General features: G+C 66.5%; 13 protein-coding genes, 1 other RNA gene and 1 pseudogene. 7 read left to right on the forward strand and 8 right to left on the reverse strand.

The annotated features are described in order from the left end of the window. Positions 1–37: 37 nt before the first annotated feature. Positions 38–1441 carry an HNH endonuclease gene (locus AC2DGY_RS06820; RefSeq protein ID WP_484508944.1) on the reverse strand — a complete coding sequence of 468 codons (1404 nt, stop codon included), beginning with the start codon at positions 1439–1441 and terminating at the stop codon, positions 38–40. 151 nt (positions 1442–1592) lie between these two features. Between AC2DGY_RS06820 and prfB the strand changes: the two genes are divergently transcribed. From prfB to smpB, 4 genes and pseudogenes are all read left to right on the forward strand, one after another. Continuing rightward, positions 1593–2702 (forward strand): peptide chain release factor 2, encoded by a 1110-nt coding sequence (gene prfB, locus AC2DGY_RS06825; RefSeq protein ID WP_484508945.1) that lies wholly within the window; start codon positions 1593–1595, stop codon positions 2700–2702. Positions 2703–2796: 94 nt separating this feature from the next. Further along, a pseudogene (ftsE, locus tag AC2DGY_RS06830) lies at positions 2797–3562 on the forward strand (cell division ATP-binding protein FtsE); the annotation flags it as partial. A gap of 574 nt (positions 3563–4136) precedes the next feature. After that, entirely contained in the window at positions 4137–5051 is a 915-nt protein-coding gene (ftsX, locus tag AC2DGY_RS06835; protein ID WP_484508946.1) for a permease-like cell division protein FtsX, read from the forward strand. 77 nt (positions 5052–5128) lie between these two features. Beyond that, positions 5129–5605, forward strand: a complete 477-nt coding sequence (smpB, locus tag AC2DGY_RS06840) for an SsrA-binding protein SmpB (protein ID WP_135067402.1) — start codon at positions 5129–5131, stop codon at positions 5603–5605. Positions 5606–5608: 3 nt separating this feature from the next. Here smpB and AC2DGY_RS06845 read toward each other — a convergent pair whose 3' ends face one another. Further along, positions 5609–6259 (reverse strand): SIMPL domain-containing protein, encoded by a 651-nt coding sequence (locus AC2DGY_RS06845; protein WP_484508947.1) that lies wholly within the window; start codon positions 6257–6259, stop codon positions 5609–5611. Between the two features lie 169 nt (positions 6260–6428). Here AC2DGY_RS06845 and ssrA point away from each other — a divergent pair. Then, positions 6429–6797, forward strand: a transfer-messenger RNA (tmRNA) gene (gene ssrA / locus AC2DGY_RS06850). Positions 6798–6921: 124 nt separating this feature from the next. Here the strand turns inward: ssrA and AC2DGY_RS06855 are convergent. Continuing rightward, positions 6922–7875 carry a tyrosine-type recombinase/integrase gene (locus AC2DGY_RS06855; protein ID WP_484508948.1) on the reverse strand — a complete coding sequence of 318 codons (954 nt, stop codon included), beginning with the start codon at positions 7873–7875 and terminating at the stop codon, positions 6922–6924. A gap of 542 nt (positions 7876–8417) precedes the next feature. Here AC2DGY_RS06855 and AC2DGY_RS06860 point away from each other — a divergent pair. Further along, positions 8418–8984: a hypothetical protein gene (locus AC2DGY_RS06860; RefSeq protein WP_484508949.1), complete on the forward strand. Its 567-nt coding sequence runs from the start codon at positions 8418–8420 to the stop codon at positions 8982–8984. Positions 8985–9139: 155 nt separating this feature from the next. Here the strand turns inward: AC2DGY_RS06860 and AC2DGY_RS06865 are convergent, their stop codons facing one another. Beyond that, on the reverse strand, positions 9140–10843 hold the full coding sequence (locus AC2DGY_RS06865) for a hypothetical protein (protein WP_484508950.1): 1704 nt from the start codon (positions 10841–10843) through the stop codon (positions 9140–9142). A 200-nt stretch (positions 10844–11043) separates the two neighbouring features. Here AC2DGY_RS06865 and AC2DGY_RS06870 point away from each other — a divergent pair, with 200 nt between their 5' ends. Then, complete coding sequence (locus AC2DGY_RS06870) at positions 11044–11457, forward strand: hypothetical protein (RefSeq protein WP_484508951.1); 414 nt, start codon at positions 11044–11046, stop codon at positions 11455–11457. 167 nt (positions 11458–11624) lie between these two features. Here the strand turns inward: AC2DGY_RS06870 and AC2DGY_RS06875 are convergent, their stop codons facing one another. From AC2DGY_RS06875 to AC2DGY_RS06890, 4 genes are all read right to left on the reverse strand, one after another. Further along, a complete protein-coding gene (locus tag AC2DGY_RS06875; protein ID WP_484508952.1) occupies positions 11625–12533 on the reverse strand; it encodes an oxygenase MpaB family protein in 909 nt (302 codons plus the stop codon). A 126-nt stretch (positions 12534–12659) separates the two neighbouring features. Then, on the reverse strand, positions 12660–13181 hold the full coding sequence (locus tag AC2DGY_RS06880) for a hypothetical protein (RefSeq protein ID WP_484508953.1): 522 nt from the start codon (positions 13179–13181) through the stop codon (positions 12660–12662). 117 nt (positions 13182–13298) lie between these two features. Beyond that, positions 13299–14363 (reverse strand): hypothetical protein, encoded by a 1065-nt coding sequence (locus AC2DGY_RS06885; protein WP_484508954.1) that lies wholly within the window; start codon positions 14361–14363, stop codon positions 13299–13301. Between the two features lie 183 nt (positions 14364–14546). After that, positions 14547–15113 (reverse strand): hypothetical protein, encoded by a 567-nt coding sequence (locus AC2DGY_RS06890; protein ID WP_484508955.1) that lies wholly within the window; start codon positions 15111–15113, stop codon positions 14547–14549. Positions 15114–15207 lie beyond the last annotated feature (94 nt).

Here is a 15207-nt window from a genome sequence, read left to right on the forward strand (position 1 = left end):
CGCCCGAGGGCCCGCGGCGCCCGGTGCCTCGCCGGGGTCAGGCCGTCAGGCTCCAGGCGAGTGGGTCGAACCGTCGTCGGCCGCCGAGTCGAGGGGTGCGGTTCGGGTCGACGTGCGGGGGAGGGATGAACCAGACCGAGCCCGCGCTGGGTGGCGCGCCCGGCGGGGTGTCGATGCGGATCTCCCACCCATCGGCATGCACCCGATGGTGACACGACGTGCACAGGAGGATCGCGTTGTCGAGGTCGGTCGGCCCGGAATCCCGCTCCCACCAGCGGATGTGGTGCGCCTCGGCGAAAGCGGGAGGCAGGTGGCAGGACGAGCAGCCGCCGTCTCGCTCGACGAGGACGAGCCGCTGCGCCCGCGTGTAGTGGCGCTTGGCTCGACCCCAATCGAGTACCTCGCTGTCGGTGCCGAGTACGCAGGGGATGATGTCGGCGGCGGCGGCCATCCGCCGTGCGCTTCCGGCGTCGATGGGTGCCTCCATCCCGTCGATCGTGGCGACCCCGACGCCGCTGCGGACATCGTCGAGGGTCATCCGCACCACCACCGTGGTGGCTGAGCCCGGGAGCGCGTCACGATCGCAGCCGATGGCGTGACGGCAGATCGTGGCGAGGGCATCGGCGCGCATCTGGGTGAGTGCCCGCGTCTCCTCGACGGCAGCGCCGGTGCCGCGGTGGGAAGACTCGGCGTCCGAGTCGTTGTGCCCGCGGGACGTACGGAGTTGGTGCGTGACGATGGCCTCGATCGCGGCGACCACGGGCGCGGCCGACTCGGGATCGAGCCGGGCGGTGAGGATGGTCATCCCCGCCGGGTCTTGCGTGATCTTCAGCGACCGCTCGCCGTGCTGCTCGGCGATCCTGGGTTCGAGGCCGTCCGGATCGAGATGCGCCTCCGCGCGACGCAGGACGGCGAGCAGCTCGTCGTAGGTGAGAAGCGGAGCCTGACGCGCGAGGGTCTCCTCGGCGTGGTCGCGGGTTGCCGCGTCGACGCGCAGCGATACCCGATCGAGCATCGTGGTGATCGCGCCCGCGGCGGCGACGCTGACGCGGCCGGCATCGATCGCGGCGGCGATGTGGGGGTGCTTCGCGGGGAGGATCTCACCCGACAGCGACATGCGCGGTGCGGTGGCCTGGCCCACCTGGATGAGCCGCGCGGCATCGGCCGTGTGGCCACCGGTCGCCTCGGCGATGAGCTTCGCCGGCGTACGGAAACCGTTCTTCCGCGCCAGCCCCTCGGTCCCGAGTTCGGGTCGCGACCGCGCGGCGACCTCCGCGGCCACGCGCGCGTGCAGCCCGTCGACGCGACGGCGCACATCGGCAAGACGTTCGTTGACGAGCTTCACCGTCGCGTCGGGCAGGGCGCTCGTGTCGGGCGCATCGCCCCACGCCGATTCCAGTGCCGAGAGGGCCTCGGCGATGGCGGCGGTGGGGCTGGTCATGACTCCATTGTCGCAGGGGCTTCGGACATTCATTCGAATGTCCGCGGATCTGTGGAGAACCCGAATGCCCAACTTCCGGGGAACGAGCCGAGGGAGGAACGGAGCAGGAGCTCGCGGCGGGCGGCACCCGGCGGCGGTAGGCTGAACTGCCATGCTCGAATTCGATCCCTCCGCCGACATCCAGGCCCTGCGCTCCACCTTCAGCGACATCAAATCCGTCGTGGACGTCGAGGGACTCGCCACCGAGATCGCGCGTCTGAGTGAGGAAGCCGGCGCGCCCGATCTCTGGGACGACGTCGACAAGGCGCAGAAGGTCACGAGCGCCCTCAGCCACCGTCAGACGGAGCTGCGCCGCATCACCGAGATCGAGCAGCGTCTGGACGACCTCGACGTCATGGTCGAACTCGCCCACGAGATGGACGATGAGGATGCGGCCGAAGAGGCCCGCCGGGAGCTCGCCGAGCTCGAGGACATCATCGGGCAGCTCGAGGTGCAGACGCTGCTGGACGGCGAGTACGACGACCGCGGTGCCGTCGTGACGATCCGCTCCGGTGCCGGCGGCGATGACGCGACCGACTTCGCCGAGATGCTCATGCGCATGTACCTGCGATGGGCCGAGCGTCACAAGTACCCCGTGAAGGTCATGGACACGTCCTTCGCCGAGGGCGCGGGCATCAAGTCCGCGACGTTCGAGGTGGATGCCCCGTACGCCTACGGCACGCTGTCCGTCGAGGCCGGCACGCACCGCCTGGCGCGCATCAGCCCGTTCGGGTCGGCCGACAAGCGGCAGACGAGCTTCGCCGCGGTCGAGGTCATCCCGGTCATGGAAGAGGCCGTTCAGGTCGAGATTCCGGAGAACGACCTGCGTGTCGACGTCTTCCGCTCCTCGGGTCCGGGCGGGCAGTCGGTCAACACCACCGACTCGGCCGTGCGCCTCACCCACCTTCCGACCGGCATCGTCGTGTCGATGCAGAACGAGAAGTCGCAGATCCAGAACCGCGCGGCGGCCATGCGCGTTCTCCAGACCCGACTGATGCTCCTTCAGCGCGAGGAGGAAGCCGCCAAGAAGAAGGAACTCGCCGGTACGATCACGGCCAGCTGGGGCGATCAGATGCGCTCCTACTTCCTCTACGGGCAGCAGCTCGTGAAAGATCTCCGCACCGGGTACGAGGTCGGCAACCCGGCATCGGTGTTCGACGGCGACCTCGATGGCCTGATCGCCGCCGGCATCCGGTGGCGCAAGCGCAAAGACGACGACTGACCTCCCGCGCGCGCGCCAGGGGAGCGGTGGTATCCGCACCCGGCGGCGCGTCACGGCGGGGTGGGGCGCGGCCGGAGCTTAGGCTCAATGCGCCATGATCCGGTTCGAAAACGTCAGCAAGCGGTATCGCGGTACCTCCAAACCCGCCCTGGATGCGGTGGACTTCGAGGTGCAACGCGGGGAGTTCGTGTTCCTCGTCGGGGCCTCCGGGTCGGGGAAGTCGTCGTGCCTGCGCCTCATCCTTCGTGAGGAGACCCCGAGCAGCGGCCGCGTGGTGGTTCTCGGCCGCGACCTGCGCACGCTCTCGAACCGCAAGGTGCCCTACTTCCGCCGCCACGTGGGCGCGGTGTTCCAGGACTTCCGGCTGCTGCCGACCAAGACGGTGTTCCAGAACGTGGCGTTTACGCTCCAGGTGACCGGGGCATCCCGCGGGTTCATCCAGCAGGCCGTGCCCGAGGTGCTGAACCTCGTCGGGCTCAGCGGCAAGGAGAAGCGGCTGCCGCATGAGCTCTCCGGCGGTGAGCAGCAGCGCGTCGCCATCGCCCGGGCCCTCGTGAACCGTCCGCAGGTGCTGCTGGCCGACGAGCCGACCGGCAACCTCGACCCCGGCACCTCCATCGACATCATGCAGCTGCTGGCGCGGATCAACGCCGGAGGCACGACGGTGGTCATGGCCACCCACGAGGCCGGATTCGTCGACCAGATGCAGCGGCGGGTCATCGAGCTGCAGAACGGCCAGATGATGCGCGACGAGCGGCACGGCGGATACGGCGACACGTCCGGACTTCCCCGCCTCACACCCGAGGTCGAGCGCGGCGCCGCAGCCGTGGCCGCCCTCACGGCCGTGCTCGAGGTGCAGCGCGAGGTCGCCCACGTCGCGCCCGGCGCTGGCCCCGGCCTGGATGCGGCGGCCGACGAGCTCGCCCCCGTCGCGGCCGAGGCGCTCGGCGAGGCCGCGTTGCGTGACGGGTCGGTCGCCCCCGCTGCGGAAGCGGCCGGGGCCGACGCGTGGGCATCCCCTGCCGATGAGGCCGAGGCGTGGCCCCCCGCACCCGGTGCGCGCACCGAACCCGCCGTCTGGCCACCCGCACCGGCCCCCGCGGCCGCGGCGCGTCCGGAGCAGGCGGCGCCCGCCGCGGAACAACCCGCCATCTCGGATCGGGATCGGTCAGCCGATCCGGTCGCAGCCGCCGCAGCCACGGCAGCCACCGCCGGCGCGGCAGCGGCAGCGGCATCCGCGCCCGCCGCTCCGGCCGCATCCGACAGTCACATGCCGGTGCCGCCAGAGCAGGCCGCGGCGATGGAGCAGGGCGAGCAGCTCTCGACCCACACCCGTCCGGTGGCCCTCGATCTGCCACCCGTCGACATCGACGAGCTCGGGCTCGCCGATCGGCTCGGACTCGGTGACAGCAAAGACGAAGTGGGGCCCACCTCGTGAGATTCGGCCTCATCCTCTCGGAGGCGTTCCAGGGCCTCCGCCGCAACGCCTCCATGGTGATCTCCGTCGTCCTGGTCACGTTCGTCTCGCTGACCTTTGTCGGCGCGGCGATGCTCATGCAGATGCAGATCGGCCAGATGCGCGACTTCTGGGTCGACCGCGCCCAGGTCGCCGTGCACATGTGCACGAGCGTGTCCGACTCGGATACCTGCGTGAACGGCGTCGCCAGCGAGGAGCAGATCGCGGAAGTGCGCGGTGCGCTCGACGGAGAAGCGCTCGCCCCGCTGATCCGCGACTACCGCTATGTCACCAGCGCAGACGCCTATGAGGATGCCCTCGAGCAGCTGGGCGAGGACTACGCCGACATTCTGACGCCCGACCAGATCAACGCGAGCTTCTTCATCAACCTGATCGACCAGGGCCAGTCCGACGTGATCGCCGAGCGATTCGGCGGTATGGACGGTGTCGAAGAGGTGCAGGACCAGATGCAGTACCTCGAGCCACTGTTCTCGGCGCTGACGGTCGCGACCTACATCGCGGTCGGAATAGCCGGCCTCATGCTCATCGCCGCGGTCCTCCTGATCGGCACGACCATCCGGCTCTCGGCCTTCGCGCGCCGGCGGGAGATCGGCATCATGCGCCTGGTCGGAGCATCCAACCGCTTCATCCAGACCCCGTTCGTGCTCGAGGGCGTTCTGGCCGCCCTCATCGGTTCGGCGTTGGCGAGCACCGCGGTGTGGGCGATCGTGAACTTCGGCGTCGATGACTATCTCCGCAGCCGCATCACGTTCGTCACGACGTGGGTGGGTCCGGCCGAGATCGCGATCGTGGTGCCGGTGATCGTCCTCATCGGCGTGGTGCTCGCGGCCCTGTCGGCGGGCTTCGCCATCCGCCGCTGGCTCCGCACCTGAGCGGGAGCGACCGAGGCCGGGCCCAGGCCTTGTAGACTGAACGGCTGCGTGTGCCCGGGATCCGAGGGAGGTGGGACATGCCTCGTGAAAAAGGCGAAAAGGTCATCGCCACCAACCGTCGTGCCCGTCATGACTACGCGATCGAGAAGACCTACGAAGCAGGCCTCGTCCTCACCGGCACCGAGGTGAAGTCGCTCCGCCAGGGGCGGGCCAACCTCACCGACGGTTACGCCTACATCGACGGTGGTCAGGCCTTCCTCGACGCCGTGCACATCCCCGAGTATTCGCAGGGGCACTGGACCAACCACGCGACCAAGCGCACGCGAAAGCTGCTGCTCCACAAGGACGAGATCATCAAGATCTCCCACGCGGTCTCCGCCGGCGGCTACACACTCGTGCCGTTGCGGCTGTACTTCTCCGATGGCCGCGCCAAGGTCGAGATCGCCGTCGCCAAGGGTAAGCGCGAGTTCGAGAAGCGTCAGACGATCCGCGAGCGCGAAGACAAGCGCGAGGCCGAGCGCGCGATGCGTTCGCGCAACCGCCTCGGCGACTGAGGCTCAGCGCGCGAGAAACCGCGCTTCGACCGCGGCACCGACCACGATGTCGGCGGGCTGCAACGCCACGCCCGCGCCCGACGCATCCGCCGCCATCGCCCGCATCATCACCGGAGCCCGCTCCGGATGCGGCAGCAGCAGCCCCGCGTCGGCCATCTCCAACGGCGTCACCGACTCCAGACCCAGCGCCTCGGCGTAGGCGCGGGCACGGTCGACCGCGACCTGCACCGCCTCGGCGGCCACCTCGCGTTCGATCTCGGCGCGGGTGGCGGGGGAGAGTGCCCACCGGACGTCGGTCACCTGCACGGCATCGGTCTCGGCGACTTCGCCGATCCACCATGACAGGGCGACGAAATCGCCGAACGTGGCGACGATGTCGATCGACGCGTGGTGCACGGGAGTCAGCTGGCGGCCCTCGGCGTTCCACGGGCGCTCGGACCACGCCGACACCCGACCGCTCGACCACTCCACCACCTCGCCGGAGCGCTGGTGCGCGACGAGGTCGTCCCGCAGAGGTTCGGCGAGCGTCGTGACCCGCTCGACGACCGGCCCGCGCACCGGGCCGTCCGCTCGCACCGCGAGGCTGACGACGGCGTGCTCCGGTGCAACGCGTCGCTCCTGCTCGCCCCGGACGGTGACCACGACCTCGCTCATGCCGCGAGCATACGGCGCATCGTGTGAGTCAGGCGGGAGGAGGGCCCACGGCGGGGCCTTCGGGAATGGCACCGGCGCAGCATCCGTTGTAGTCTGTGAGGCCGGATGCTTCGGCTTCTGGACACACAACTCCACAGCGTGACAGTGGCCCCTCCACACGGAGGATCACGGGGATGATCGGTTTCGACATCGCCTGTGAATTCGCGAGAAGCGGGCCGAGGATACAGGGTTATCTCGTAAACGCTCCCTGTAAAACAATATGTGCCGAAACCAAGCGCACTGAGTTCGCCCTCGCTGCCTAAGCGAGCCTGAACTCCGTCAGACCGTAGGCGTCCCCGCTACGGATTCTGGCGTCATCTAGGGGACTTGCTGAGCGGTGGCGTCTGGACGCCGCTCGGGACTCTTCCCAGGCTGGGCTTGTCGACTTAGGTGTCTGTGACAAAGGTCGGAGCCGAGCAGAACGTCTGCACAGACTGCGCCCGGAGAAGACGCGATATCTCAGCGATGGACGGGGGTTCGATTCCCCCCATCTCCACCAGCCGCTGTCACAGAGAAGGGCCACACACCCGCGGAATTACGCGGATTTGTGGCCCTTTTCGTTTTCGTCGACGATGGGTCGAACGGGCGTTTGCCCACAATTTGCCCACAGAATCGGGGCTTGCCTACAGGTCATACCTGAGCGATCCGGATGACGTCGGCGGCGAGAGCGCCCTGATTGAGACGCGCGGCGACTCGTCGAGGTCGTCCTCGAAGAGGTCGGCGTACGTGTCGAGCGTCATCGCCGCGGACTTGTGTCCGAGCATCCGCTGCACCGGCTTCACGTTCGCGCCCGACGAGATCGCGAGGCTCGCGGCCGTGTGCCGGAGGTCGTGCGGTGTGAGTCGCTCGACGCCGGAGCGCTCGAGGGCGGCCGCGAACCACGACGTCGTGCCGACGCTGGTCTTCGCCCGTCGCAAGTGGTTGCCGTCGTCGTCGATGGACACGAGATCGTCCGGCGCCTTGCCGGCGCACATCTCCTTCAGGGGTGCCTCGAGGAAGTCGGGGAAGGGGACAATCCGCCGCTCCCAGTTCTTCGGCGTTCCGACGACGATGCGACCCTCGACCTCGACGGCGGCGCGGTTGACCTGGAGGCGCTGCCGCTCGAAGTTGATGTCGCGCACGTGCATGCCGATCGCTTCGCTCCACCTCAGTCCGCAGTAGGCGAGGACGAGGATCAACGTGCGATAGGTCGACGTGCTCGCCGCTTCGGCGAGACGGACGACCTCTGCATGGGTCAGGTATCGTCTCGGCTTCTCGGAGCGCTTCGTGGGGAGGTTCTGCGCGCCGCGGGTGACGTTGCGGTGGATGCGTCCGTCGCGGACGGCGGTGTCGAGGATGCCGGCGAGCACGCCGAGCGCGCGATAGACGACGGTCGCGGACCGGGGTTTTCCGGTGACGCTGCTGCTCTTCGTCCGGTTCGTCCGTGCCTTCGGAGAGTCGCGGATCCACTGCTCGACCTGCGACGCCCGGATGTCGCCGATGCGCGTGTCTTCCCACCGCGGGCGGACGTAGACACGCCACGACTTCTCAAGGGAGCTGTACGACGAGGCTTTAAGCGAGTGACGCTTGTTGCGCATCCACTCGGCGCCGAGGTCGCCGACTGTGGCTCGTGCGGCGGCCGGATCGGTGTACGAACCGTCGGTGCGGGCGACTTCGGTGCGTGCGAGGAAGATCTCGGCCTCGCGCTTGGTCGGAACCCGCGCTTCTCGACCTGGCGACGGGTGCTGTCGTCGCGCCAGCGAACACGGTAGCGGCGGGCGGCCGCTGCCTGGTACGCGGTGATGCTTGCCATGCTCACCTCGCCGTCAGGCTAGCTCAGGCGCGGACACCTTGAGTGGGCAGTCTTGAACGTGATGCTTGCTGCCGTGTCTGGTGGAAACGCCGCTCACTCAGGATCCATTAGCGGGCGCGAGAAGGTGCGATGGCCGCTGTGGGGAGCTACGCGCGTCCGGTCCATGTCGCCCACGGTCGTTCTGCGCATCTGGCGCCGCGAGGAGTGTCGCCGCTGTCGAGCAGGTGCCCGTACTGCACTCGGCGGAAGCGGCTGCGGTGATCTCGAGCGTGAGCACTGTCGCCTGCTTAGTGTTGCTTGGGTCAGTGCCTCGCGTAATGTCAGCTCATGGATTTGGGTAGCGTCGCCGACTGGTTCGCCGCTATCGGCACCGTCGGCACGCTGGCGTTGGCGTTGTACATCCTCCTCCTGGATCGCGCGCGTCAGCTACGTTCGCACGCTGACGCCTTCGTCACCTGGTATGAGATCAGCTTCGATGTACCGACCAATACGGACATTGGCAGCATCCTGACCATCAGGGCACAGAACACGGGGACCAGTCCCATCCCCTACGCGCGAGTCGACGTCGACGTCCCGGGAGTTCAAGAAGCACGGAGTTACTTCGAGACGATCGATTCGGAAGAGCCAATCGTTGGCCCGCAGGCCAACGCCACGGCGTCGGTCGATCTGTTGAGGACGAAGCAAGTCGAGCTGGCCGGCGCATTCCTATTGATTACGGACGCCGCTGGTCGACGATGGCACCGGCACGTGATCACCAATGAGTACGTATCAGAGCGCAGGATGTACCGAATTCGTCGGTCGGGGAAGTACAGGCGCTACGAGAGACTTCGTGGTCGAGAGAGATGGATGGAGATTGAATTTCCGGAGCCTGTTGCGCCCGTTCAAGACCGATAGCGTCGCAGCCATGGCATCTCGAGGCAGCCGGGTGCACAGCTGAGGGTGCGGGGGACGAGGCTCGCGTCACCACACACCGTTGTTCTGACATCGCGTCGATGATCGGCAAAACGCATCTCGGCGAAGACAGGGTTTGTTTTGCCTCGGCGTAAGTCCTAGATGGGAACGCGTGCGGATGCCATCTCGAGGCTCGCCGCCAATTGTTCCAACGACTCAACACGTGTGAAGAAGTGCCGCCCAATACCGATGCGTAGCAAGTCGCGGGACTCAGGACGCCGCGAGTAGACCAACTCGGGGACAACGATGAAACCATCGATTTCGTAGTCTCGGAAGTCGTAGTTGTCCCCGCTGGGTGACTCGCGGAGAGTCTGCAGGCGACTCGTCCACTCGTCGAGAGCCGCATCAACGCGCGACTGCGCATTGCGAACACTGCGATAGTCGCCGGCTAGGTAGTCGACCCGGAGGGTAACGCGCTTACAGGAGATAAGGAACAGTTTGTTGCCGACGACAACTAAAGCATCGACGTCGGTGATCGACCTTCCTTTCAGCCGCAGAGTCTTGCCTCGCAACTGTCGCAGCACTGAAGGTGGCGCGAACGGCGTCCGGTCGATAACCGACTGTGTCGCGAGCTCGAACTCCTCTGCGCTCACATTGACTAACGATCCGCCCACGGATGGATCCACTCGGAGTCCTACTGCGAGGTGCCAACCGAGCGCCCAGACATCGATAACGCTGTCTGTATCACGGGTGTGGATCATTCGACCTGGGTAACTGCGGCGGCCTGGCTCAAACATGCCGTCAACGAGTTCGATGATCTGTCCGGTCGTGAGTGAATCTTTTCCGTGCGAGCTGAGCCAAGCGACCACGTTGTGTTCCTTCAACGTGGATGCGACTTCCTTCTCGAGTTCGACAGTTTGCATGGTGAGTGTGCCGTATCGGGTGATCGACTGACCCGCTCCCGAGTCTCGGTGGATAACGCGCCTCAGTAGTGCGTGACCGAAGACGATGACAGCTGCGGTGGCGTCGGGATCATCGAAAGCGTCGAGTGCACCCTTGCCCAGCACGGCGTTGGTCGGATCTCCGGTCGTAAACACCCGGACCGTGAACTGCGTCAAGTCGTCGACGAGCTCTGCCTCTTCGAACGGCCCACTCCAGGTGGTGTTGAGACCGAATCCGTCCCTTAACCGGAACGCTGCCAGAACGGGCGGGTCGCCGCAGCCAGAATCGTAAGTCGAACCCTGCTCAAGATAGGCGTGCTGTTCTACCGATTTGTACCTGTTTCTGAGGTCAAATTCGGCTAGCGATTCACGCAAGTCGTCATCACGAAGCAGACGCGGACGTCGTCGTCGGTGAACGCGGAACCGAGCGCCTTTACTCAAGATTCTGATTCCGTTTTCCAGGCTGTCAATCATGTCCGCGAGCGCGATAAGGCGAGCAAGCTGCATCGACACCCCCGTACCTACGCCCGATTCCGAGAACGCTGTGACGATCGCGCCATCAGCAGACCCCACCAGGTTCTCTGCAACTCGAAAGAGCGACTGAAAGTCGTCCTCGGGACCGTGCGGCCCAACACCCCTGACAGCAGCCGGGTTCAGCAGGCGAATCAACTGCAGCCATGTGCTGGAGTCATACGCAGCCGCGAAGTCTGCCGCCGCGGCGACCATCGTGTCCCGCAACGACGCCAGATAGTCAAACGCCGGTGCACCCTCGAGGATCTGTTCATCGACAGTCGTCGGAAGTGAGTCGAGCAAGATCTGCTCGGCCCATCGCGTGGCTGTTCCAAAGCACGCACGGAACCCCTCGTCGTAAGAGGTGAAGGATCGGCCCGAACTGTCGCGCGATCGGGCACCCCAACCCACGGACGCTGTGTACGGTCTTTTTGGAGCTGCGGCATCGGCGGGAGAAGCTCGGAAAGATTCGCCGTTTCCCATGCCCATATTCTGCTGTGGATGGCGGCTCAAACCGTATCAATCTGAACGGGTGCGGTTGCCGGTCGGTCATGGGGCTGCTGGATCCGGCGCGAACGAACCCAGACTCCGATCGATGCCAGCATCTAGACATGGTCGTGCATGGGAAGCGGAACAAGGCAATCGTCGACGAGGTGAAAGCTCGCGCTAGGCGCGGCGAGCCGATCTTCGGCCCTCCGTTATCAGACGACGCCGTCGAACTGCCGCTGACAAAGGGCGAGGTCGCCTTCATGATCTTCGCGTCGATGCTCCTGTTCGGTGGGACGGCCTGCGGGATAGGAATCGTCGTATGGGGAACGGCGCTCGCACTCCCACCTCCCGTATCGCTGGGCATCGGGATCGGCCTTGTGGTCGCTATCGGCGCCACCGGCCTGGTCCTGCGGGGCGTCGGCGAACTAAAAGGCAGCCCGACCTACAAGGCGGTCGGCTACTTCCTGGGGGCCCTGGCGTTCATTGCCATTGCATGTGTCGCCCTAATCAACGGAATCACGACGCTCTCGAGTTGAGTCGCCGAGGCCCCTCGTAGTTGCCACCGGCCCGTTAACCCCCTTAGCGTCTATTTGGCGACGCGCGAAGGAGGGTCGTCAAACGGACGCTCCCTGCACGCTGGAAGCCGCGTGGCGTGGTTCATCTATGGGGAGCGGGGCGATTCAACGGCCGGGGAGGCGAAGCCTCACTCTGCGGGATGGGCCCCGGCTTGTTCGTGCGCGAGGCGGCGATGCCGCTCTCGAGCGAAATCCTGTGCGCGAGGGCCCGCGCCGAGCGCGCGCTGCGATACCGCGAGCACGATGCGAGTCGCCGTCACGACGGGCAGGACGGTGCGACGCACCCCGAGCAACTTGCGGTACGGCCGCGGCAGGCTCGCGACAGCGGCGGCGAACAGCACGCGATAGGCAAATCGCATCGAGCCGGTGAAGGGCACGTCACGCAAGAACCGCACGACCTCGTCGACGCGCTCGTCGCGGCGGAGCTCTGCACGGTCGAGGAACCCCCGCAGCCTCTCCCTCAGGTCGGCCTCGGTCTCGGGCGGATTCTCCACATGCATGAGACGCCCAGCGGTCGCCCACTCGCGCACGTATCCGTCGGCACCTCCAGGGATCGGACCGCCCCACCGCTCGTGCGCGCCCAGAAACGCGTCTGCGAACGCGAGGTGCACCCATTCCACGAGACGGGCGTCCGACGCCGAGTAGGCGTGAGCCCCGGCATCCGTCGAGTAGGTTCCCGCTACGCGCTCGTGCAGCCGGCCCACGCGCGCCGTCTCCTGCTTCGCCTGCGTCGTCGAGCCGTACGTGACGCAGATGATCCACCGCACGGTGCCCGTCAGTCGGCCTAGTGGATCCTCCCGGTAGCGCGAGAAGTCGTGAACGCCGGCCATCGCGCCGGGGTGGAGGGCTTGGATGAGCAGCGCGCGGATGCCGGCGACGAAGGTCGCGGTGCCGGCGTGGACCGTCCAGACCGCGCCACCGTCGGGAAAGTACCCGTCGTCGTCGCCCTCGGCGAGCTCACGCACCCACCGGGGCATGCCGTCCGGATCGCCCGAAAGCGCCGTGAGCAGCCGCGCGCGGAGAGAGGGACCGTTCATTGCTCCAGCGTGCCACGCCCGCTGGAAGTCCGGCGCAGGGGCGCCCCATCTCGAGCCTACGAGGGGTCCCTTACCGTGCCGACTCTTCGCTAGCGACGCCGGTGCCAGCGCCATCGCAGCTCGACGTCAGGGTCCGATGGTGGACCGTCGTTCGACCTCTCGAAGCCACGCATCGAAATCCATGAGTTTCACCCGACTTGCAGTGGACTCCTTGTGCGCGGCCCGCCAGCGCTCGACGACGTACATCGCATAGTCCACGTAGCCCGCTCCACGCTCAAGCCAGAGTCGATCGAAGGAAGCGAGCTTGCGACGATCCCCGCCGAGTAGCTCATGCAAGCCGAGCCCGGTAGCGGTTCCAAGTGCGTCCCGAACGCTTCGATGGAGATGCAAACCATAGGGCAACAAGTGTCGATGGACCTCGATAGTCCTCAGCGCGTGATCTATCGTTTTCGACCACTTCTTTTCGTTGCGTGAGAACTGGACCTTGCGCATTCGCCGGTGAAGCGGACGGAGCGCCTCCAGAATCTCGTCCGCGCCGGCTCGACGTCGTTCGCGGCCGTCACGCGCACGATCACGCCGTCCGCCGTGCAGCGCTTCCAAACCCACGCCAGCCAAAGAGCCCACCGTCGCCGCGATCACCTCGGACATCCCAACTCCTCCCCACCCGTGAACGGTTCGACGCAAGCCTGGCGCAATCCTCCGACATGGGGATTTGCCTTGCGGGCAGCATTGGTGCCTCCGCCGAGCCGAACGATAGCGGGTCGCTCAGCGGGCCGATGGGAGTTCGGGCGGGCTCCAGCGCCAGTCGTCTTGCGGGCGGGTCCACTCTTGTCGCTGCGGAGTCCATTCGCGGGCGACGTCGGTGAGCCAGATGGTGGAGTCGGGAGCCCAGCCGCCGATCACTGAACCGTATTCCTCGTCGATGTCGATCAACGTGGTGGCCGTGGACAGATACCCGAGCGTAGTGAGGTGCACGGCATCCCACCGCGCGGCGACGCGCTCCCAATCCGGGATCAGCCACCGCCCGTCACGTCCGGTAACCCGGAACCAGTCGTGTCGTCGGGACGCGGTGACCTCCATCGGGTACTCGCGGCAGAGGTCTGCCCATTCCTCCGGCGTCTGGATCTCGAGCGTCCGCCCCGCTCCGCGCACGGGGATGACCGTCGCGACCTCCCAGCCGAGGGAGTCTTCCACCAGCTCAAGAGCATCCGCCGGACTGCCCCGCGTCGCGAGAAGCGTCTGCGGTACCGACCACCAAGTGCCCGACAAGTTGGCGTGAGGGTCGCGGGGCCGCTCGCGTGCTGAGCGTTCCTCGTCCTCACGCTGGGCGCGGGTCCACTCGACCAGCACGGCTGAGGGATCCCGCACCAGTGGTTCGCTGTCGGCAAGCGGACGCCACTGCACTGCCCACTGTGCTGACCCGCACAGCGCGGCGAGGTCGGGCATCGCTGTAACCAAACGGTGCGCGACACGGCCGAGCACGTGCAGAACCGGCGGAAGCGTGGCGACGGTATCCGCGCCGTCGGGCTCCTGCCAGTAGCGCGCGAGATCGACCGACGCCTGCAGCGCCTCCCTCAGGATGTCTCCACGGATATGAGTCAGGTCGACATCGTCGATGAGCGCCGCGAGGTCATCGGCGCTGGACGTCGGATCAGGTTCCGGGTCGGAAGTATCCCCAATAAGACGGAGGAGCGTGCCCGGGTTCGGATCGAGCTCGTGGCCGAGCCAGAACAACGCAGTATGCACCGTCTCATCGGTGCGGGCGGCGTACTCCAGGCACATCCGGCGACCGCGCGGACCACGCAGCAGGGCATCCGCGAGATCGTCCACCGTCCCAGCTTGCCGGACAGTTGCGCATCTCCTCCACAACTGCCGGCTCGCATCAGTTGCGCTCCTTCAACGGTCCGTATACGGGCGCTGAACGGACGGGGGCCGGCTTGAGGGCCACGCCAGAACACATCGACGTCTGTTCGCTAGCGCACTGCACAGGTAACGCGGGCTACGGCTGCATCGTCAGGGTCGCCCCGCGATCTCGATCGTCTCGGGCAGCGTGTCTCCCGTTTCCGTTGCCACGCGGTGAGCAATGTCCCCGTCCACGAGGTACATACCTGCATTCGATCCGGTGATGAAGAAGTCGTTAGCTGCGTCACCGTCCAGCGTCGTCGGAGTCAGCCACAACGCGTACTCCTTGCCTGTTTCGAGGAGAGGCCGGGACGACGGATCCTGCCGGACAGCGACGCTGTCGCCGGCACTCACTGACTCAGCTTCTGGAGCGGTGGCTCCTAGCTGCGGAGACGTCGGCGCGCTCAATACATCGACGGTGGAGATCGTCGTTTCACCGTCGGTCCGCTGGTCGGTTACTGTGCCAATCACAATCGCCGTACTGTCGCTCGCGAGGCCATCGATGGAGTCGTAAAGCACCGCTCGACTGCCATCACCGTCGGTGACAGAGCTGGCTGCGCATCCAAGCTGCAGCAACAACAGCGTCATGGCGACCGCGGCTAACCCTGCCCTTCCCAGCGCTTCCGGCTTCCTTTCGTGGGAAGAGCGGACGGATGACGACCTGTCCAACCGACTCATGAGCTGAGCTTAGGACGACGGCACGTCTCGATAGTGCATCAGCTCGCTGACATCGCGCCGGTCGCTGAGGGCGGAAGCAGTGGTCGATACGGTG

The organism is Microbacterium sp. Z6_144 (assembly GCF_057197625.1).